We start from the raw sequence: 17432 nt of genomic DNA, 5'->3' as shown, positions 1-17432 counted from the left end.
CGGTCATCAAACTCGCATCTCCGTGTTTCTAAGGCGCCGGAATAGCGAGCGCCTACCTCAAGCGCTCGCTATTGCCGCTCAGGCTTCCTGAATCGCCGACAGCTTCCAGTCTTCACCCTTGCGCCGAACGAACGTCCAGATCTCGGTCGTTTCGCTGGGCTCGTCCTTACCTTCGACGATCGCGCCGGTGGTACGATCCCTGAGGACATCGACCGACTGGTAGCGGAAGGCGGCGCTGACGTAGTCCTCGTCACCTTCGCGCCAGGCCTCGGCAATATCGGCCTGGAGCAGGCGCGTATCGCGCACGTCATTGCGGACGCCGCGCTTGGCATTGTCGGCCAACTCCTCGGAGAAGTAGGACACGATTTCAGGCGTCGTCAGGCGGCGCAGGGCGGCGTGATCCTCCTTGGCGAAGGCATCCTGGACCTCGGTCAGCCGGTGCTCGAAGGTGTCGAGGTCGGCCTGGGTGGCCTCGATGGCTTCGCCACGGGCTGGGCTGGCTGCCGCCGGAGACGATAGGCCAAAGAAGCCGGTGCGGCCGTTCGTGGTCGGCTGCGCGTCGCGGTTCAGGCCCTGGTTGCCCAAGCCCTGGTTGCCGAAGTCGAAGCCACGCGACATTTGCGGGCCGCCTGCCGCTGCCGGTGTACGGCGCGAGCGCCACCAGGAGATCGCGAAGAAGGCGATCACGGCGATCAAGGCCGCCTGCAGCAGGAAACCGAGCATGCCAGCGAGGCCCCCGAAGCCGTAGCCCAGCAGCGCGCCGATGAGGCCACCCACCAGCAGGCCGCGCATCAGGCCGCCGGCGCCGCCGAACAGGCCGGGACGCTGCTGCGCGGCGCCCTGCGCCAGCGGTGAGGCGGGTTGTGTCGCGCTCGGACCGGGATTGGGCGTCATCGAACGCTGGACCGGCGCGGCCTGGTCTGGCGCGGTGCGGGTGGCCGGCACGGAATCATAGGTGCGCGCGCCGCGGCTGCCGATGCTGCCGCCACGGCGGGCCTCGGCGAAATCGGTCGATACCAGTGCCGCCGCCACAAACAGGCTGGCCACAACGGCGAATAGTCGGGTCTTGTTGAAGCGCATGATCGGCAACCTAATCTCCAGTCGCCCGCTTCGATGTCAGCTAGCGGGCCCTTTTTCAGCGGTCCGACATCACGTGCGCATCAAGCGCGACGTCAGAGGGGCCCGGCCCGCGTGAGGAATGTGGGGACATGCCGGGTTGGTTGCAAGTGTATTTCCGGTAATCATTGCCGTCTGGGCGATGGCAAGCGTGAAAGCAGGGGCATCGAGGCCGATCCGAAGCGGGCCGATTGCCCGGAGTGGAGCAAGGGAAGGCGGCGATATGAAATCCCTCGCTTTTTCCCCACAAACGCACTATGTCAGCGCCATCAGCGTGACAGCATCGACAGTGTGGGCGTGGGCCGTTCGGCTTGCGCGACGGGAGAATTGGCCGGGAGACCTCGTTTCGGATCTGGCTTGACCATCTTCCATTGGAAATAGAGCCGAGCCATGAAGTTTCTCGATCAAGCCAAGATCTATGTCAAAGCCGGTGACGGCGGCGCGGGAGCCGTATCCTTCCGGCGCGAAAAATTCATCGAGTTCGGCGGACCCGACGGCGGTGACGGCGGGCGGGGCGGCTCGGTCGTGGCCGAATGCGTCGACGGCCTCAATACGCTGATCGACTATCGCTACCAGCAGCATTTCAAGGCACGCGTCGGCACCCATGGTATGGGGCGCAATCGCACCGGCGCCAATTCAGCCGACGTGGTGCTGAAGGTGCCGGTCGGCACCCAGGTCTATGAGGAGGACGGCGAGACCATGATCGCCGACTTCACCGAGGTCGGCCAGCGCGCCTTGATCTGCAAGGGTGGCAATGGCGGCTTCGGCAACGCCTATTTCAAGACCTCGACCAACCAGGCGCCGCGCCGGGCCAATCCCGGCCTGCCCGGTGAGGAGAAGACGATCTGGCTGCGCCTGAAGCTGATCGCCGATGCCGGCCTCGTCGGCCTGCCCAATGCCGGCAAGTCGACCTTCCTGGCTACGGTGACCGCCGCCAAGCCCAAGATCGCCGACTATCCCTTCACCACCCTCTATCCCGGTCTCGGCGTCGTTCGGGTGGACGGGCGCGAATTTGTGCTCGCCGACATTCCCGGCCTGATCGAGGGCGCGCATGAGGGGCATGGCCTCGGCGATCGCTTCCTTGGCCATGTCGAGCGCTGCCGCGTGCTGCTGCATCTGGTCGATGGCACCTGCGAGCATGCCGGCAAGGCCTACAAGGTCATTCGCAACGAGCTCGCCGCCTATGGCGGTGATCTGGCCACCAAGCCGGAGATCGTGGCGCTGTCGAAGACCGATTCGCTCTCACCCGAACTGCTCAAGGAACAGGTGGCGCGGCTGAAGCGGGCCGCGAAGAAGACACCGATCGTGCTGTCCTCCATCGCCGGTTCGGGCGTGCAGGAGGCGCTACGCCAGCTTTTCGAGGTGATCGGCGCGGCCAAGGCGGCCGATGACATCATCGAAAAGCCGGTTTTGGAGAAGAACAATACCTGGCAGCCCTGAACCAGATAGTCGTGAACCTGGCAGCCCCGGTCGGCGTTGAGATGGTGGGAATGGGCACAGGAATCGAGGAGATGGCCTTGAACAAGACGACAGCGCTGCCGCGCCTGCTGGTCGGGGTCCTTCTGGTGCTTGTGCCCCTGGCCGCGGCCGTGCCGGCTCTTGCCGACACGCTGACGCCGAAAGCGGCGATGCGAGCAATGACGCAGGCCGGCTATTCCGGCGTCGGCGGCGTAACGCATGACCTCAATTTCTATTACGCAGCCGCTGTCGACGCCAAGCGCCGGCGCGTGCGCGTGACCGTCGACGACCAGACCGGCAAGATCGTCGCCGTGGTCCCGCTGCGGGGCAGCGGCGCGGCTCTGCCGGCCGGGACATCCCTGCGGCCGATGGCCCCGCTGCAGAAGGTGGAGATCAAGCCGGTGCCCCGCATCGTGCCGCTCAATCGGCCGCCTCCCGCGCTGCGAACGCCGGGGCGCTATGCCTATCCTCTCAATTCGAACGGACAGTTGACGCCGGGCTGGTGCCGTTACCGCCAGATCGCACCGGGCTGCTGACTTTTCCGGGATCGCGGGCATCTCTTCCCATAGGCGCTAACTTTGGGTGGCGGCGCCAGATTGGAGGGTCGATCTCCAGATCGACCATCTTGGAAATGTCGAGCGAGATAGAGGACAAAGCTGGTCGATCTCGCTCCATCAATTGATGGAGCTGTGGAGATCGACCCTCCACGCAATCCGCGCCTCTGGCCGCAAAGTTCAAGGCTCCGACCTCGGGTTAACAAGCATTGTTTTCAGAGGACGGGGCGGGATGTTTTACCCTCCCCTGGAGGGGGAGGGTCGGCCTGAAAGGCCGGGGTGGGGTGAAAATGCGCCAGTCATGATGCTTCGTGGCTTGCTTTATTGCGAGCAAGCCACCCCACCCCGATGCTTCGCATCGACCCTCCCCCTCCAGGGGAGGGTGAAGATGCGCGTCATTAACCTGAGTTCGGAGCCCTGCCGCAAAGTTAGCGCCTATGGACATCTCTTCCTGGGAAGAGGCGATCGCCAGGCGGCTTGGTTGCCGCCCATGCAAAAAGGCGCCCCGGTTTCCCGGAGCGCCCTCGACTTTCCGTCCTGTCCTGTTGGCTTAGGCAGCCTTGGCTTCGACCTGCCGGGGAGCCGAACCGTTGATCGGGATCAGCCGGGGCTTCTTGGCCTCCGGGATCTCTCTGATAAGGTCGACATGGAGCAGGCCGTTCTCGAGGCTGGCGCCGGTCACCTGGACATAGTCGGCGAGCTGGAAGCGGCGCTCGAAAGCGCGGGCGGCGATACCCTGATGCAGGACCTCACCCTTGCTGGCTTCCTTGCTATCGGCCTTCTCGCCACGAATGGTGAGGGCGTTTTCCTTCACTTCGATGGCAATGTCATTCTCGGCGAAGCCGGCGACGGCAACCGAGATGCGATAGGTGTTATCCGAGGTGCGCTCGATATTGTAGGGCGGGTAGGTGGTGGCCGAAGCATCGAAGCCGGCGACCTGATCGAGCGCCGAGAACAGGCGGTCGAAACCAACGGTGGAACGGTAAAGGGGCGAAAAATCAAACTGACGCATGGCTATCCTCCTTTGAAGCGACAAGCCGTGGAAAACGCTCCGCCATCGGGCCGGAGCTGACATGTGCATCCCGTCTGGGCCTGCACAGACCTTGATTTGGTGCGGGTTCCAGCCGTTTCAAGAGGACGCGTGTCGATTCTTGATCGGGCTTGCCTTGATCGCCCGGTCGCGCAAGATGATGCTGTTTCGTGCCGTTCCTTGAGGTGACCCATGCTGAAACTGCGCCCCAATTGCGAATGCTGCGACAGGGACCTGCCCCCCGACACGCGTGAGGCGATGATCTGCACCTTCGAGTGCACCTTCTGCGCCGGTTGCGCGGCGGATGTCTTCGGCGGCACCTGCCCCAATTGCGGTGGCGACCTCGTGCGCCGGCCGATCCGTCCCACTGCCCTGCTGGCCAAATATCCGCCCTCGACGGAGCGTGTGCTGCGCGAGGGCGACTGCCTGGCGAAGCGCGACGCGGCCTGAGCGACGATTTCCCGCCTGCATATCGGCACGAAGCAGTCTATATGAGGCAGTGAACATCCCTGCAGGAAACATCCATGCTTCACGCCCATTCCTTCGTGCCCGCCCCCGAGGTCGGAGCCCAGTCCATTGCCGACAGCGTCGTGCTGACCTTCGAGGACCGCTGCCAGCGACAGGGCCTGGTGCATACGGTGGGAGGCCTCGACATCCAGGTGGATCTCACCGAGGCGCCGGCGCTCGCCCATGGCGATGCCTACCGGCTGGAGGACGGGCGGCTGATCGAGATCGTGGCCGAGGCCGAGCCTCTGTTCGAGATCAAGGGTCGCGATCCCCTGCACCTGATGCGCCTCGCCTGGCATCTCGGCGACAGCCACCGCGAAACCGAGATCGGGACGAAATGGCTGCGCGTCCGTCAGGATGCCGAGATCGCCGACCTCCTGAAAGGGCTCGGCGCCAAGGTCGTGGCGATCGAGGGGCCGTTCCAGCCCGAGGGCGGCAATCACGGCCATGAAGCCCATGGGCACGATCATGGCCATCAGCATGATCACGGGCACAAGCACGATCATGAGCATGGCCACGACCATGATCATCATCATCACGATCATAGCCATGGCGAAGCTTGCGGCTGTGGGCACGACCATGAACATGGACACCACGGCAAGCACGGTCACGACTGAGTGGCAGGTGCCGTAGGTCCTTGTTGGCGCATCGTTTTTGCCGAAAACCGGCTTCCGGTTTTCGGCACGACTCTCTAAGTGATCAGGCTGCCGCCGCTGGATCTACCAGCGATGCCAGGCGTGCCCGTAATAGGGGCGATGCCAGCCCCCGCCCCAGCCATGATAGTAGACGGGACGGCTCCAGCCATAGCTGTAGACCGGATATTGGGGCACGCAGCGTCCCCAGATATTGGGGCGCCAGCCCGGACCGCAGCCCCAGGCCACCTGTTGCACCAAAGGTGTGGCGGCAGGGGCGGAGGCAGCCAGCGGCATGGCCGAGGCAGTCGTCGTAGCGGCGGCCAGGCCGGGCAGGCCGAGCGTGGCGATGGCGGCAACTTGAATGATACGCTTCATGATGGAACTCCACCGGATACTACTTGCGGAAGGCCGGCGCGGCCTCCTGCAAGCTTGAACGCAGGCCGCAATGAAATCCGTCGCTGGCGTAAAGTACGATTTCCTTGAATTGCACCTTGTTCTAACTCGTTGTTTTGGCGTGTTTTCTCAGCCAGTAAGCCTGCCGACTTCCTTGGAAAATGCTTTATTGGGCTGGTTTCTTCGGCGGGGGCGGCGCGTGGATATAGCGGCTCAGCCCTTCGGCCAGGATGGCGCGATCGGCGGGCGAACTCGCGGCCGCAAATTCCACGATGCTCTGTTCCAGCCCGGCCCTCATGGCGGCGTCGGCCGTGCGGGCGCGCTCCAGGGCCGCGAGCAGGGCCGCGGCATCCAGCGTCGGCTGCCGCAGCAAAGCGGCGGCGTCGCGCCGGGCCTGCTGTCCGTCGAGAATGGTCTGTCGGGCCTGATGGCGCGCCTCGCGCAGGGTCTTGTAGAAGGCATCGCGTTTTGGCGCCGGCAATTGGTTGCCCAGGGCTTGCAGCGAGGCGCGCGGCATGGATCTGCGGGCTTCGAACCAGACGATGCCGCCGGCGATCGCTCCGGCCAGGAAGATGTTGAGGGCGATCGAGGCGATCAGGGGGATGCGCGAGCCGGCCATGATCACGATCCTTCCTCGCTGATATCCGTCTCGGGTCCGGCATCACCGAAAGCCGTGATTGTCGCTCCCAGCCCGCCATGCTCGGCCCTCGTTGGCGTATCGAGCATGGCGATCGCCAGGGTTCCGGCCAGGGCGCCGGCAAGGCCGACACCCGCCAGACCGAGCCCGAGCCACCAGCGGCGGGCCCGCCGGCGGGGCGCGAGGCCGGCGGTCCCGGCCGCCACGATCCGTGCGTGGAGATCGGCGCTCGGAGGCGGTACCGCGTAACGATCGAGCATGCTGTCGAGCTGGGCGGCAGCCTGCAGGATGGCCTCCCCCTCCGGGCTTGATGCAAAAGCCGTGGCCGCGGCCCGTTCGGCTGCCGGCCAGTGCTGCAGGCGGCTGCCATAGTTGTCGGCAAGGGCGGCAAAACGCCCGGCATCCATTGGCACGAGCCTGTCAGGCATGGGAAACGCTCCCCGACAAGAGGGCTTCCAGCTTATCCGAACGGGAGCGGCGGACAGGCGCTGCGAGGCGATGAGGGAGGCTGGCAGCGGCTGATCCCGGGAGCGTGAGGACGGCGGCATTGCTGCGTCCTTCGGGCGAGACGCGTATGCAGCCATGTCCCTCGATGCTGCGCAATGCCAGGTCGAGGCGACCAGCCCTTGCGAGAATGTGCCGCCCCTGCGGGGTCTGCGCGAAGGAACGCCCGGCGCTGCGCCCGGGTGCGGGCCATGCTTCGATCACCGCGCCATAGGCGGCGGCAAGGGCAGCGAAAAGCTCTGCACTCATCGTGAAGGGAGCTTCAGTCATGATCGGCCTTCCTGATCAGGATCGACTGCAGAGAACGGCGTCCGCGGGCGAGCAGGCTCTCCAGAGCCTCGACGCTGACTTCCATCGCTGCCGCGGCCTCGATATTGGACATCGACTGATAATAGGTCAGGACGATCGCTTCCCGCTGCCGCGGCGCGATGGCCTGCAAGGCTTGCTCCACATGGTCGCTGGCCTCCTCCGTGCCGCCCGCCGCGGGGTGATCCGGGGGAGCGGCCAGTTCGGGCAGATCGAGGCCCGTCCATTCCCTGCGACGGCGCAGGCGATCATAGCAGAGGTTGAGCGCGACACGGTGGATCCAGGTGTCGAACCGGGCCGCCCCGGGCCGCCAGCGCGCGGCGTTGCGCCAGATCCGCAGGAAGGCCTCCTGCGCGACATCCTCAGCCTCCGCGGCATCGCCGAGCATACGGCGGGCCAGGGCGAGCAGCCGCGGCAACTTGCGTGAGACCAGGACCTGCATGGCAGCATCGTCGCCCGAACCGATCCGGCGCACCAACTCCTCGTCTGGATCGGACCCCATAACCAGGCGCGCTCCCGGGATTCATCGAGGGGCATGGTCCCGCATCATTGCGCCGGTTTGGCAGCCGATTTGTGGCCCGGCATTTCATCGCGGGCAAGGGCGCCGTCCTTGTTGGCATCGAGTTTGGCGAAGCGCTTGGCGAAGAAGGCGTCGAGCTCGGCCTTGTCGACGAAACCGTCCTTGTCGGCGTCGAGCCGGGCGAACGATTTGGCCGGGTCGGTCTTGGCGTTCCGCTTTGTTTGGAAGGCGCTCCATTCCGCCGAGCTGATCTTGCCGTCGCCGTCGGTATCGGCCTTCATGATTGCCTTCTCGCGGCGGGCCTGGAACTCGGCGAGGCTGAGGCCGGCCTTGGCCGGTGCCGCGGTTTGTGCCGGGGCTTGAGATATCGTTGCCTGGGGAGCCGGTGTCTGGGCCGGCTGGGCCGGCGCCGGCTCAGACGTCTGTGCCATAGCGGCGGCGGCCGGCAGGGCCAGCATCAAGGCAAGGATCGAACGGCCGATCATGGGCATCTCCTGGGACAGATCGCGCGGGCATTCGGCGCGAAGGGACTCTGCTTGAACGGCAGCGCCAGGAAAATCCGTCGGTCTGGTGGCAAAGAAGTTTGGGGGGCTAAAGCGTCTTGCTTTAGCCGACGAAGGCCGAACCCATATTCACGGAGGGCTTGTCAGTGCCGGCCGTCGAGATCGCGAATGGCTGCGGCCCGTGCTGCCGGGTTCCCCGCCAGGAGATGCACGTGAACTTCGCAGGCGCCGGCCTGGGCGGCGGCCGCGAGCGTGGCGGCAAGGTCATCGCCACCTTGACCGGCCTCGCCGATCCATACGCAGGCGCCGCCTGCACCGACCGCGATCAAGACGGCATCGACATAATCGGGGCATTGGGAGATCGGATAGACCGAGACCAGATAGGAACGGCCTGAAATACCGACCCAGCGACGGAAACGTGATGCCGCTGCCGGTGCGTCGCGGCCCAATGCGGCCAGCGTCGTACACAGGCGGTGATCGGGCTGAGAACGAGAACGAATCGCGATCTGTGTCATGGAACAAATCTAGAACATCGCGCATTGCGGCGTCAAGCGATTCGGGTTTGTTCCGCCTCACCTGGAGCATCGTGCCGAAAAGGGGATGCCGATTTTCGGCGAAAACGATGTGATAACAATAACCTACAGCGTCGGACACGATGCCGAAATCGGATCCGATGCTTAGAGCAACGGTGTCCGTGGCGAAACGCCCAATTGCTTCAGCTCCTTGTTTCCAAGCCAAAGCAACGGGTTGGCCAGAAACGTCTTTGCGACCCTAGCTGACTTCGTCAAATAGCAAAACGCTTTGGCCCTGGGCTTCAGCCAGGAGCCGGTCCGAGGCTGTCTCGATATCATCAACCAGGCGATCGAAGAAGGCGGCCTTGTCCAGGCCGGCCGGAATGGCGGGCAGGATCTCCATCACCAGCCTGCCCGGCTGGCGGATGAATTGGCGCCGCGGCCAGAAATGGCCGGAATTGAGCGCCACGGGGACGCAGGGCACATTGAACTCGCTGTAGAGATAGACCACGCCATATTTGTAGGCTGGCTCGGCGCCGGGCGCCCGGCGGGTGCCTTCGGGGAAGATGGCGATCTGGCGGCCTCGGGCGAGTTCGCGCTCGCCATCCGCCTTCATCTGCTTCATGGCCTTGGAGCGGGCCCCCCGGTTGACGGCGATCATCTGCGCCTTGGCGGCGAGCCAGCCGAAGATGGGCAGCCACATCAGTTCGCGCTTGAGCACGTAGCAGGGGTCCTCGCACACGAGGAACATGGCGAAGATGTCCCAAGTGGACTGGTGCTTGGCCGCGACCAGAACCGGCCCGGGCGGCAAATTCTCCCGCCCGCGAATCTCGCAGGTGATGCCGGCGATATGGCGCATCAGGAAGATGTTCACCCGCGCCCAGCTCTTCACGATCCAGAGCAGAGCAGGGCGCGGCATCAGTAGAGTCGGTAGCGCCAGAATCATCCACAGGACGATGTTGACATAGAAGGCCAGGTTGAACAGGAGCGAGCGCAGGACGAGCATGGAGTGGGGTCATTCGAGGGATGCTGCAGCGGCTATAGCAGAATTGTCGGCGCCTGCCTCCTTCTTCCACCGTGGTCCGACAGATAGCGCCACTGCCCGAATAGCGGATCGAGCGCCGACGACGATGCCGTCATAGCAGCCATTTGCAAGGGAGCGAAATCCGCCACTTCGCCCGCCGGGGATTGGCTGGATCCAACGAATTTTCCGCCTGGACTGGCAGCTATTCAACAGGTCGACGCATGGTGCTGCAAGCGTCAGTCATCGGGCCGGAGTTTCTGCCTGTCCTCGGGGGCGAGGGTGTTTTCGAGTATCTGATGCCACTCCGCCTTGACGTCCTTTTTTGAAATCACCGTGTCGTCTGTCCGTCGTTTGAAGACGAGCGTGTATTTATTGGTGATATTTCGGCTCGACGACGTCCAATCCACGATCGTGAATGAATTCAGGGCGGGGTCCACCGCCGCAGGCTTTGTGGCGACGTTGATTCCGGATGATCTCTTGGTGCCTTTTCGAATGGTCGCAAGGGCTGCGTCGATCCGCTTTTTGTCGCCCTGCAGGGTAAAGTGAACGATTTCGTCGGCTTCGTTCTTGGCTGAGCCTGCAAGATTATACTTGATCGCCTGCTTCATGACGGCCGCGCGGAAACCGACCTGCTGGTCGTTTCCGGTAACGGTTGCCTCGAGCGCACCCTCCTTGGCATCGGCCTGTGCCGCGACACCGAGGAACAACGGAAAAGTCGCCGCCAGCAAACGAATGCATATCGTTCTGGTGAAGCGCATGGCATGGCTCCCTGTTTCAAATGTCGGTGACACCAGCGGTTTTCTGGCATTGAAGAGCGCAAGATATTTCCTTCGAAACGCTCCTCATTCGGCTCGCGCCGTAACCCTGTCCGCCGTGGCCCGTTCCATCCGGAGCTGGAAGGTGGCGCTCGCATATTTCACATATTCCGACAGCAGCAGGCGGACGCTGACCGGATCCATCCACCAGGAATCGAGCTTGAGATTTTGCGAGATCACGGGATAGGCGATCAGGGTGGTATCCGGCAGCACCCGGCGCAGTTCCAAGAGCGAACGCGGCATGTGATAGTTCGAGGTCACCACGATGATCGATTTGAACTGCTTGTCGCGCACCCAGCGTGCCGTTTCCAGGGCATTGCCGAGGGTGTTGAGGGCATTGCGGTCGATATCCACGCAGCAATCGAGCACCTCGACACCGCCGGCCGTGTGCCCGGCCAGGGCCTGCTGGCTGGTTGCCTTGTTGACGCCGGTGATGAGAAGGCGCTTGGCGCGACCCTGATTGAGCAGGTCGAAAGCCTCGCTGATGCGGTCGGCGCCGCCGGTGAGAGCGATGATGCCATCGGCCCTCACGGCAGGGTTGGGCGTCTGGTTCTGCAGGCTGGAGACGAAATAGGCGAAATCCGTCACCACGGCCGCGGTAAAGAACAGCAGGCAGGCACCGGTGATCTCCAGGATCCAGCGCAGCCAGCGCCGTGGCCGCTTCGGCGGGTGCTCCGCCTGGGCCGGGGAAACCATGCCAGTGATCGCCGAGGCCTGCCGCATCGGACGCGCCCATACCAGTTTGTCAAACCTGGCCAATCTGCCGTAGCCGAAATTCTTGCGGATGGTTTGGGCAAAAATGGGGTCGGCGGCGCGGGTGTGTAGCGGAATAGGCGCGGAGCCCTGCCAGACGCTCATGGATAACCCCTATATGTGTCCTCGCAGCACACGGTGAACCGTCATGCGCGAGGTGACGCCGGTGATGATGGCAATGAGCGCGACTGCCGCGACGATGGCGGCATAGCCGCGCCAGTCCATGTTGAAGGAGCCGAACAGGGCCTCCATCTGGTCGCCCGCCGCGGTGGCGGTGAAGCGGGAGGCGAGCATATGGGCGACGAGGAAGGTCAGTGCCGCCCCACCGCCCCCGATCAGCCCGCCCTTGAGGCCGAGCCAGAGGAAATGGCGCTGGAATTCGTTGGCGATGAAGCTGTCATGGGCGCCGACGAAATGCAGCACCTCCACCACGTCCTTGTTCCCAGCCATGGCGCCGCGGGTGGCGAACACCACCGACAGGGCCGTGGCGATGACCATCAGCACGAGGATGGCGAGGCCTGCCAGCACCATGGCCCGGGCCATGGCCGCCAGGCGCGCGATCCAGAAGCGGTGATCGTCGAGGCTGGCGCCGGCCACGGTCTCGGTCAGCGTCTTCTTCAGCGTGGCGAAGTCCGGCAGGCTGCCCGGGGTGATCTTCACCACGATGAGGCGCGGGATCGGCAGGTCGCCCATGTCGAGGCCTTCGCCGAGCCAGGGCACCAGCATGCGCTCGGTTTCCTCGCGCGAATAGACCTGCACGTCGCTGATCCCTTCGGTGGCGCGGGCGGCGACGACGGCCTTGGCGATCTCGGCTTCGATGTCGCGGCCCTCCACGGGGCGAACCTGGATGGTGACCTCGCGGGAAATCTGCGAGCCCCAATCGGCGGCGGCGCCCGCGATCAGCAGCACGCCGCCGGCCGTGAGGGCGACCAGGAAGGTCATGATCGCCACCACGGCCATCAAAGAGCGCCCGGCGATCGAGCCCGACGGCACGATCGGAGCCGCGGGGCGGATCAGTGTCTCCGCGCGCCGGCCGGCAGGCTGCGCTCTGTCGTTCAAGACCATGACGCCGGCTCCTGCACCGTGACATGGCCGTCCTCGAGGCGCAGGCGGCGAGCGGGGAAGAGCTCCATCAGGCTCTCGTCATGGGTGGCGATCACCACCGAGGTGCCGGAACGGTTGAGTTCGATGAACAGGCGCAGCAGGCGACGTGCCAAAGCGGGATCGACATTGCCCGTCGGCTCGTCGGCGAGCAGCAGTTCGGGGCGCACGATCAAGGCGCGCGCGATGGCGGCGCGCTGCTTCTCGCCGCCCGACAGCACCGGGGGGAGCACATGCATGCGTTCGCCGAGGCCGACCCAATGCAGCAATTCGACCACTTCGGGCCGGTAGCGCGCCTCATCCTGGCCCTGAACGCGCAGGGGCAGGGCGATGTTCTCGTAGGTGGTGAGGTGATCGAGCAGGCGGAAATCCTGGAAGACGATGCCGATACGCCGCCGCGTCTCGGCAAGTGCGTGCTTGGAGAGGGTCGTCACTTCCTGATCGAAGGTGTGGATGAGGCCGCGGGTTGGCTTGAGCGTGAGGAAGAGCAGGCGCAGCAGCGTGGTCTTGCCGGCGCCGGAAGGACCGGTGAGAAACTGGAAGGAATTGGCGGGCAGGTCGAAACTGACGTCGCGCAGCACTTCCGGGCCCATCCCGTAGCGCAATCCCACATTCTCGAACCGAACCAAGACAGAATCTCCCCAAGACGGCCCCGACCGCCTCGGCTGCACTCTGCCGGGAGGGCGTTAACGAGGTGTTAACGTTAACGAAATGACAACGAATTTAACCTTCGCGAGATCCCCCTTATCCCATGCGCCTCCCGATGACGTTGGGCCGTTGCGATCGGGCGCCTGTGGGTGGCCGGTGGACGGGACTCCAACGCCATTGTCGCCCATGCCCTCCTGCGGTTATGGTGCCGGCAGAAATGAGGAGTTCGATGGCCACGTCGCGTAATATCAAAGTTTTGTTCGACGCCGAGACGATCGCCAAGCGCAATGCGTCGCTGGTGCAGGAGATCAAGGCACGCAATCTCGAGAATCTGCTCGTGGTGGCGGTGCTGAAAGGCTCCTTCGTGTTTGCGGCCGATCTCCTTCGGGCCATGCACGAAGCGGGCATGGCGCCCGAGGTGGAATTCGTGCATCTGTCGAGCTATCGCGAAGCGACCGTGTCGACCGGCACGGTGAACATTCTGCATGACGTCGAAAGCGACGTGCGCGGGCGCAACATCCTCCTGGTCGACGACATCCTCGAATCGGGCCGCACCCTGGCTTTCGCCAAGGACCTGCTCGCCGCGCGTGGCGCCAAGCAGGTGCTGAGCTGCGTGCTGCTCGACAAGCCAGGCAAGAGCGCCGTCAACATCAAGGCCGATTTCATCGGTTTCGAGTGCCCCGATCTGTTCGTGGTCGGCTACGGCATGGATGTCGCCCATTCCTATCGTCAGCTGCCTTTCGTCGGCGTGGTCGAATAGAGTGTTTTGCGATTTGGCGGCATCGCCAAGAACCGCAAAGACGCTCTGGCCAATCCATTGGATTGGCTTGGAACCACACAGCGAGAGTAAAGCAGCGTTTCCGTTTAAACGCGCTTTGCTCTAGAAGCCGGCGGGATGGCAGGCTGCGGAGGAGATATGGCTGGTCTATTGGGCGCTCACAGCGCCCGTTTCCTGTTTCGTGACGACAAGGGTAGCATCAACAGGCAGACTTGGTGGCGTGGCATGGCGGTGCTGGCCTTGATCCTGGTTGCGCTGGTGGCAGCAGCCTTTGGGCTGAACCATGTCCTGCCGCGCAATCCGGCGGCGGCCGAAGCCCTGGTCGACGAGGTCGCGCGCGAACATACCAGGCTGATGACGATCCCCTATTATTTGTCGCTGTTCGCGATCGACGTGCTCTATGTGGTGATGGTGCTGGTCTCGGTCTGTATCTATTTCGTCGGCGCCAAGCGCTACAACGATCTGGGGCGGCCGGCGCAGCTGGCGCTCATCCTGCCCGCCGCAGCCTATTTCCAGATCTTTTCGCCGATTCTCAGCGACCATCTGCTGCCGGTCTACGGCCGTTGGATCGTCACAGTCGCCATGCTGGCCGTGCTCGCCTGGCAGGTTTACGAACTGGGCTTCAAGAAGAGCCGGCTCTAGGCCCTCCGGGTGGGCCGGTCTTTAGACCGGCCGTCCCCTGCCGACTCAGTACGACAGCTGCTGATTAATTGCCGGCGCGTCATCAGAAATCGGCAAGGAGAGCATGAGAGCAGAGCGCCGGTTTCCCGCATAGCCCCCTCTGTTCACCTTGCATTCAGATCATGCTGCTAGACATTGAATATTGAAATTGAGGGAGGCAGCTATGAAACTATCCTTGAAGCTGTTTATGGCAGCTGGCCTGGCCGCCGGAAGCATGATGTTTGCTCCGCAGCTGGCCTCGGCAATGCCGATGGCACCAGCCGCGCAATCACAGGCTGACAACGGCCTCGTCCAGCAAGCTCGTCGTTTGTGCCCCTATGGAATGCACCGCTCCCCTTATGGCTGTGTTCGTGACCGCGGCTACGGCTACGGTTACCGGCGTGGTGGTGGTTGGCGTGGTGACGGCGGCTGGGGTTATCGTGAACGTCCCCGCCGGTATTATCGTGAATATTGAGGTGGGAACCACGCTGTGCCGAACGATCCTGGCACAGTCGGAAGCTTGAGCTTCCCAGGTAGTTCTTACGCCTGCAACGATTGAAAATACCAACCCCGCGGTTCACTGGACCGCGGGGTTTTTCATGGCTGGTGGGGTATGGCAGTACGGGAAGGCATCGCAGATGCTGATGCTTTCATCCGCTTGGCCACCTCTTGTTTTGCAACTGATCGATGCAACCTGCCAGACGCCGCCCATGGCCTGAACGAAGCCCGTGTCGGAGGCTGAGGGCACACGTGGAAACGTTGCTCGAGCCGGAGTTGCCATGCCGGTCGCACCAAACGACCGGCATGGCAAATGCTGGCTCAGAACAGGCCTTCGATCTGGCCCTTGGTGTCGAGGCGGATGAATTCCGCCGAGGGCACGCGTGGCAGGCCTGGCATGGTCATGATCTCGCCGCAGACCACCACCAGGAAGCCGGCGCCGGCGGACAGGCGCACTTCGCGGATCGGCACGACATGATCGACAGGCGCACCACGGTGGTTCGGATCGGTCGAGAAGGAGTATTGCGTCTTGGCCACGCAGATCGGCAGATGGCCGAAGCCGGCGGCCTCGATGTCCTTGAACTGGTCGCGCACCTTCTGGTCGGCGATGATGTCCGAGGCGCGATAGATCTCCTTGGCGATCATCTTCATCTTGTCCCAGAGGGGCATCTCGTCCGGGTAGAGGGTGCGGAAGCCGCGGCCGTCGAGCGGATGCGGTGCCTCGGCCAGCGCCACCACGCGGCGCGCGAGCTCCTCGGTGCCCTTCGAGCCCTCGGCCCAGTGGCTGCAGACCACCGCGTCGACGCCGAACTGTTCCTTGCAGACCTGGGCGATGAGCTCATGCTCGGCCGGCGTGTCGGCAATGAAGTGGTTGATGCCGACGATGGCCGATACGCCGAATTTGCGCACATTCTCGACATGGCGGCCGAGATTGGCCAGACCCTTGCGCAAGGCTTCCAGATTCTCCTTGCCGAGCTGGTCCTTCGGCACGCCGCCATGCATCTTGAGGGCGCGCACGGTGGCGACGATCACCACGGCAGCCGGGGTAAGGCCGGCCTTGCGGCACTTGATGTCGAAGAACTTTTCGGCACCGAGATCGGCGCCGAAGCCAGCTTCGGTCACCACATAGTCGGCGAGCTTGAGACCGGCCCGGGTCGCGGTCACCGAGTTGCAGCCATGGGCGATATTGGCGAAGGGGCCGCCATGCACGAAGGCGGGGTTGCCTTCCAGCGTCTGTACCAGATTGGGCTTCAGCGCGTCCTTGAGCAGCACCGTCATGGCGCTGGAGGCCTTGATGTCGGCGGCCGTGATCGCCTTCTTGTCGCGGGTATAGCCGACGATCATCTTGCCGAGGCGCGCCTCGAGATCGGCCAGATCCTTGGCGAGGCAGAACACGGCCATGACTTCGGAGGCCACGGTGATGTCGAAGCCGTCTTCGCGCGGGAAGCCGTTGGAAACGCCGCCGAGCGAGGAATTGATGGCGCGCAGCGAGCGGTCGTTCATGTCGAGCACGCGGCGCCAGGTGACGCGGCGGGTGTCGATGCCGAGCGCATTGCCCCAATAAATGTGGTTGTCGATCATCGCCGACAGCAGATTATGCGCCGAGGTGATGGCGTGGAAGTCGCCGGTGAAGTGCAGGTTGATCTGCTCCATCGGCACGATCTGGGCATATCCGCCGCCGGCCGCGCCGCCCTTCACGCCGAAGCAGGGGCCGAGCGAGGGCTCGCGCAGGCAGATCATGGTCTTCCGGCCGATGCGGGCGAGGCCGTCGCCGAGGCCGACAGTGGTGGTGGTCTTGCCTTCGCCGGCCGGGGTCGGGTTGATGGCGGTGACCAGGATCAGCTTGCCGTCGGGACGATCCTGCAGGCCGGGGATCTTGTCGAGATCGATCTTGGCGATATGCTTGCCATAGGGCTCGAAGGCTTCGTCGGGAATGCCGGCTTTCTCGGCAATCGCCTCGATGCGCTGCATCTTGGCTTGACGCGCGATTTCAATGTCGCTCAGTGGCTTTTTCGGGTCTTGGGCCATGCTGGTTCCCTCTGGGGCGGTTGTTCTGCTCAGTTGAGACATATTTTCACGGAAATGAAAATAACTTTCTTAGCAGTAGCTGCGTGGAATGCGGTGGTTGCGGAAAAATTAAGAGAGAAGCTGTTCCGAATGCGACGCGGCGTCGCATAAGAGATAGGTAGCCGATCGCAATCGAATCGGCTTGTCCGAAACCGTCACAGGATGTGTCGCCTTCGCGATGATGCACGCCGGAAGATTGTAGGTTGCGCCTTGTCTCAGACCGATTGACTGGGGAGTTGTTGGTCAAAGGGGTTGCAGCCCTCTATGCCCGTCCGGCAGAAGAGTGTATGAGGCCCAGCCCCCAGATAGCGTATCTTGGTGGATATCCTGCGTTCGATCGGCGTGTCGCCATTTGCCGTTCGGCCCTGATGTGATCGGCGGCCTCTGGAGTGGAACGCTCCGGAATGCCGCAT

22 protein-coding genes are annotated in these 17432 nt (G+C 63.7%); 7 read left to right on the top strand and 15 right to left on the bottom strand.

What is annotated here, in order from left to right:
• Positions 1–78 precede the first annotated feature (78 nt).
• Positions 79–1080 (bottom strand): Tim44 domain-containing protein, encoded by a 1002-nt coding sequence (locus ACZYTC_RS17770; protein WP_488990354.1) that lies wholly within the window; start codon positions 1078–1080, stop codon positions 79–81.
• 426 nt (positions 1081–1506) lie between these two features.
• Between ACZYTC_RS17770 and obgE the strand changes: the two genes are divergently transcribed.
• Positions 1507–2556, top strand: a complete 1050-nt coding sequence (gene obgE, locus ACZYTC_RS17765) for a GTPase ObgE (RefSeq protein WP_149252659.1) — start codon at positions 1507–1509, stop codon at positions 2554–2556.
• A 77-nt stretch (positions 2557–2633) separates the two neighbouring features.
• Entirely contained in the window at positions 2634–3110 is a 477-nt protein-coding gene (locus tag ACZYTC_RS17760) for a hypothetical protein (protein WP_434959170.1), read from the top strand.
• A gap of 568 nt (positions 3111–3678) precedes the next feature.
• Here ACZYTC_RS17760 and ACZYTC_RS17755 read toward each other — a convergent pair.
• Positions 3679–4140, bottom strand: coding sequence for an Hsp20 family protein (locus tag ACZYTC_RS17755; protein WP_488990210.1), 462 nt, complete (start codon positions 4138–4140; stop codon positions 3679–3681).
• Between the two features lie 210 nt (positions 4141–4350).
• Here ACZYTC_RS17755 and ACZYTC_RS17750 point away from each other — a divergent pair, with 210 nt between their 5' ends.
• Positions 4351–4608 carry a DUF1272 domain-containing protein gene (locus ACZYTC_RS17750; RefSeq protein WP_488990209.1) on the top strand — a complete coding sequence of 86 codons (258 nt, stop codon included), beginning with the start codon at positions 4351–4353 and terminating at the stop codon, positions 4606–4608.
• A 74-nt stretch (positions 4609–4682) separates the two neighbouring features.
• Positions 4683–5282 (top strand): urease accessory protein UreE, encoded by a 600-nt coding sequence (locus tag ACZYTC_RS17745; protein ID WP_488990208.1) that lies wholly within the window; start codon positions 4683–4685, stop codon positions 5280–5282.
• A gap of 102 nt (positions 5283–5384) precedes the next feature.
• Here ACZYTC_RS17745 and ACZYTC_RS17740 read toward each other — a convergent pair whose 3' ends face one another.
• From ACZYTC_RS17740 to ftsE, 12 genes are all read right to left on the bottom strand, one after another.
• Positions 5385–5675, bottom strand: coding sequence for a GCG_CRPN prefix-to-repeats domain-containing protein (locus ACZYTC_RS17740; protein WP_488990207.1), 291 nt, complete (start codon positions 5673–5675; stop codon positions 5385–5387).
• Positions 5676–5859: 184 nt separating this feature from the next.
• On the bottom strand, positions 5860–6312 hold the full coding sequence (locus ACZYTC_RS17735; protein ID WP_488990206.1) for a periplasmic heavy metal sensor: 453 nt from the start codon (positions 6310–6312) through the stop codon (positions 5860–5862).
• Between the two features lie 2 nt (positions 6313–6314).
• The gene (locus tag ACZYTC_RS17730) at positions 6315–6758 is read right to left on the bottom strand and encodes a hypothetical protein (RefSeq protein WP_434959176.1); all 444 of its coding nucleotides are present in this window, start codon (positions 6756–6758) and stop codon (positions 6315–6317) included.
• Positions 6751–7104 (bottom strand): hypothetical protein, encoded by a 354-nt coding sequence (locus ACZYTC_RS17725; protein WP_488990205.1) that lies wholly within the window; start codon positions 7102–7104, stop codon positions 6751–6753. Before ACZYTC_RS17725 ends, ACZYTC_RS17730 begins: the two co-directional genes overlap by 8 nt.
• Complete coding sequence (locus ACZYTC_RS17720) at positions 7097–7642, bottom strand: RNA polymerase sigma factor (RefSeq protein ID WP_434959178.1); 546 nt, start codon at positions 7640–7642, stop codon at positions 7097–7099. The genes ACZYTC_RS17725 and ACZYTC_RS17720 overlap by 8 nt, the downstream gene beginning before the upstream one ends.
• Before the next feature lie 44 nt (positions 7643–7686).
• A complete protein-coding gene (locus ACZYTC_RS17715) occupies positions 7687–8145 on the bottom strand; it encodes an EF-hand domain-containing protein (protein ID WP_434959179.1) in 459 nt (152 codons plus the stop codon).
• A gap of 161 nt (positions 8146–8306) precedes the next feature.
• Positions 8307–8678, bottom strand: coding sequence for a hypothetical protein (locus ACZYTC_RS17710; protein ID WP_441774312.1), 372 nt, complete (start codon positions 8676–8678; stop codon positions 8307–8309).
• A gap of 256 nt (positions 8679–8934) precedes the next feature.
• Positions 8935–9681 (bottom strand): lysophospholipid acyltransferase family protein, encoded by a 747-nt coding sequence (locus ACZYTC_RS17705; protein ID WP_434959181.1) that lies wholly within the window; start codon positions 9679–9681, stop codon positions 8935–8937.
• A 254-nt stretch (positions 9682–9935) separates the two neighbouring features.
• Positions 9936–10457 carry an acylphosphatase gene (locus ACZYTC_RS17700; RefSeq protein ID WP_488990204.1) on the bottom strand — a complete coding sequence of 174 codons (522 nt, stop codon included), beginning with the start codon at positions 10455–10457 and terminating at the stop codon, positions 9936–9938.
• A gap of 84 nt (positions 10458–10541) precedes the next feature.
• Positions 10542–11372: a YdcF family protein gene (locus tag ACZYTC_RS17695; protein WP_488990203.1), complete on the bottom strand. Its 831-nt coding sequence runs from the start codon at positions 11370–11372 to the stop codon at positions 10542–10544.
• A gap of 9 nt (positions 11373–11381) precedes the next feature.
• Complete coding sequence (locus ACZYTC_RS17690; RefSeq protein WP_441774309.1) at positions 11382–12332, bottom strand: cell division protein FtsX; 951 nt, start codon at positions 12330–12332, stop codon at positions 11382–11384.
• Positions 12323–12997: a cell division ATP-binding protein FtsE gene (gene ftsE / locus ACZYTC_RS17685; RefSeq protein WP_434959185.1), complete on the bottom strand. Its 675-nt coding sequence runs from the start codon at positions 12995–12997 to the stop codon at positions 12323–12325. The genes ACZYTC_RS17690 and ftsE overlap by 10 nt, the downstream gene beginning before the upstream one ends.
• 248 nt (positions 12998–13245) lie before the next feature.
• On the opposite strand from ftsE, the gene hpt reads away from it, so the two are divergent.
• The 3 genes from hpt to ACZYTC_RS17670 all read left to right on the top strand — a co-directional run bounded on the left by hpt (position 13246) and on the right by ACZYTC_RS17670 (position 14929).
• Complete coding sequence (gene hpt, locus ACZYTC_RS17680) at positions 13246–13776, top strand: hypoxanthine phosphoribosyltransferase (protein WP_434959186.1); 531 nt, start codon at positions 13246–13248, stop codon at positions 13774–13776.
• A gap of 156 nt (positions 13777–13932) precedes the next feature.
• On the top strand, positions 13933–14436 hold the full coding sequence (locus ACZYTC_RS17675; protein WP_488990202.1) for a hypothetical protein: 504 nt from the start codon (positions 13933–13935) through the stop codon (positions 14434–14436).
• A 202-nt stretch (positions 14437–14638) separates the two neighbouring features.
• On the top strand, positions 14639–14929 hold the full coding sequence (locus ACZYTC_RS17670; RefSeq protein ID WP_434959188.1) for a hypothetical protein: 291 nt from the start codon (positions 14639–14641) through the stop codon (positions 14927–14929).
• Positions 14930–15273: 344 nt separating this feature from the next.
• On the opposite strand, the gene ACZYTC_RS17665 is transcribed toward ACZYTC_RS17670, so the two are convergent.
• A complete protein-coding gene (locus ACZYTC_RS17665) occupies positions 15274–16980 on the bottom strand; it encodes a formate--tetrahydrofolate ligase (protein WP_488990201.1) in 1707 nt (568 codons plus the stop codon).
• Positions 16981–17432: the final 452 nt, after the last annotated feature.

This window comes from Labrys sp. F242, from assembly GCF_057813875.1.
This window is presented reverse-complemented; position numbering and strand designations above follow the sequence as displayed.

What these genes read in the sequence shown, in the direction of transcription:
- ACZYTC_RS17715 (WP_434959179.1), bottom strand. Translation starts at nt 8,145, where the DNA reads ATGATCGGCCGTTCGATCCTTGCCTTGATGCTGGCCCTGCCGGCCGCC.
- hpt (WP_434959186.1), top strand. Translation starts at nt 13,246, where the DNA reads ATGGCCACGTCGCGTAATATCAAAGTTTTGTTCGACGCCGAGACGATC.
- ACZYTC_RS17675 (WP_488990202.1), top strand. Translation starts at nt 13,933, where the DNA reads ATGGCTGGTCTATTGGGCGCTCACAGCGCCCGTTTCCTGTTTCGTGAC.
- ACZYTC_RS17755 (WP_488990210.1), bottom strand. Translation starts at nt 4,140, where the DNA reads ATGCGTCAGTTTGATTTTTCGCCCCTTTACCGTTCCACCGTTGGTTTC.
- ACZYTC_RS17770 (WP_488990354.1), bottom strand. Translation starts at nt 1,080, where the DNA reads ATGCGCTTCAACAAGACCCGACTATTCGCCGTTGTGGCCAGCCTGTTT.
- ACZYTC_RS17745 (WP_488990208.1), top strand. Translation starts at nt 4,683, where the DNA reads ATGCTTCACGCCCATTCCTTCGTGCCCGCCCCCGAGGTCGGAGCCCAG.
- ACZYTC_RS17695 (WP_488990203.1), bottom strand. Translation starts at nt 11,372, where the DNA reads ATGAGCGTCTGGCAGGGCTCCGCGCCTATTCCGCTACACACCCGCGCC.
- ACZYTC_RS17710 (WP_441774312.1), bottom strand. Translation starts at nt 8,678, where the DNA reads ATGACACAGATCGCGATTCGTTCTCGTTCTCAGCCCGATCACCGCCTG.
- ACZYTC_RS17750 (WP_488990209.1), top strand. Translation starts at nt 4,351, where the DNA reads ATGCTGAAACTGCGCCCCAATTGCGAATGCTGCGACAGGGACCTGCCC.
- ACZYTC_RS17735 (WP_488990206.1), bottom strand. Translation starts at nt 6,312, where the DNA reads ATGGCCGGCTCGCGCATCCCCCTGATCGCCTCGATCGCCCTCAACATC.
- ACZYTC_RS17730 (WP_434959176.1), bottom strand. Translation starts at nt 6,758, where the DNA reads ATGCCTGACAGGCTCGTGCCAATGGATGCCGGGCGTTTTGCCGCCCTT.
- ACZYTC_RS17665 (WP_488990201.1), bottom strand. Translation starts at nt 16,980, where the DNA reads ATGGCCCAAGACCCGAAAAAGCCACTGAGCGACATTGAAATCGCGCGT.
- obgE (WP_149252659.1), top strand. Translation starts at nt 1,507, where the DNA reads ATGAAGTTTCTCGATCAAGCCAAGATCTATGTCAAAGCCGGTGACGGC.
- ACZYTC_RS17670 (WP_434959188.1), top strand. Translation starts at nt 14,639, where the DNA reads ATGAAACTATCCTTGAAGCTGTTTATGGCAGCTGGCCTGGCCGCCGGA.
- ACZYTC_RS17700 (WP_488990204.1), bottom strand. Translation starts at nt 10,457, where the DNA reads ATGCGCTTCACCAGAACGATATGCATTCGTTTGCTGGCGGCGACTTTT.
- ACZYTC_RS17720 (WP_434959178.1), bottom strand. Translation starts at nt 7,642, where the DNA reads ATGGGGTCCGATCCAGACGAGGAGTTGGTGCGCCGGATCGGTTCGGGC.
- ACZYTC_RS17705 (WP_434959181.1), bottom strand. Translation starts at nt 9,681, where the DNA reads ATGCTCGTCCTGCGCTCGCTCCTGTTCAACCTGGCCTTCTATGTCAAC.
- ACZYTC_RS17690 (WP_441774309.1), bottom strand. Translation starts at nt 12,332, where the DNA reads ATGGTCTTGAACGACAGAGCGCAGCCTGCCGGCCGGCGCGCGGAGACA.
- ACZYTC_RS17740 (WP_488990207.1), bottom strand. Translation starts at nt 5,675, where the DNA reads ATGAAGCGTATCATTCAAGTTGCCGCCATCGCCACGCTCGGCCTGCCC.
- ACZYTC_RS17725 (WP_488990205.1), bottom strand. Translation starts at nt 7,104, where the DNA reads ATGACTGAAGCTCCCTTCACGATGAGTGCAGAGCTTTTCGCTGCCCTT.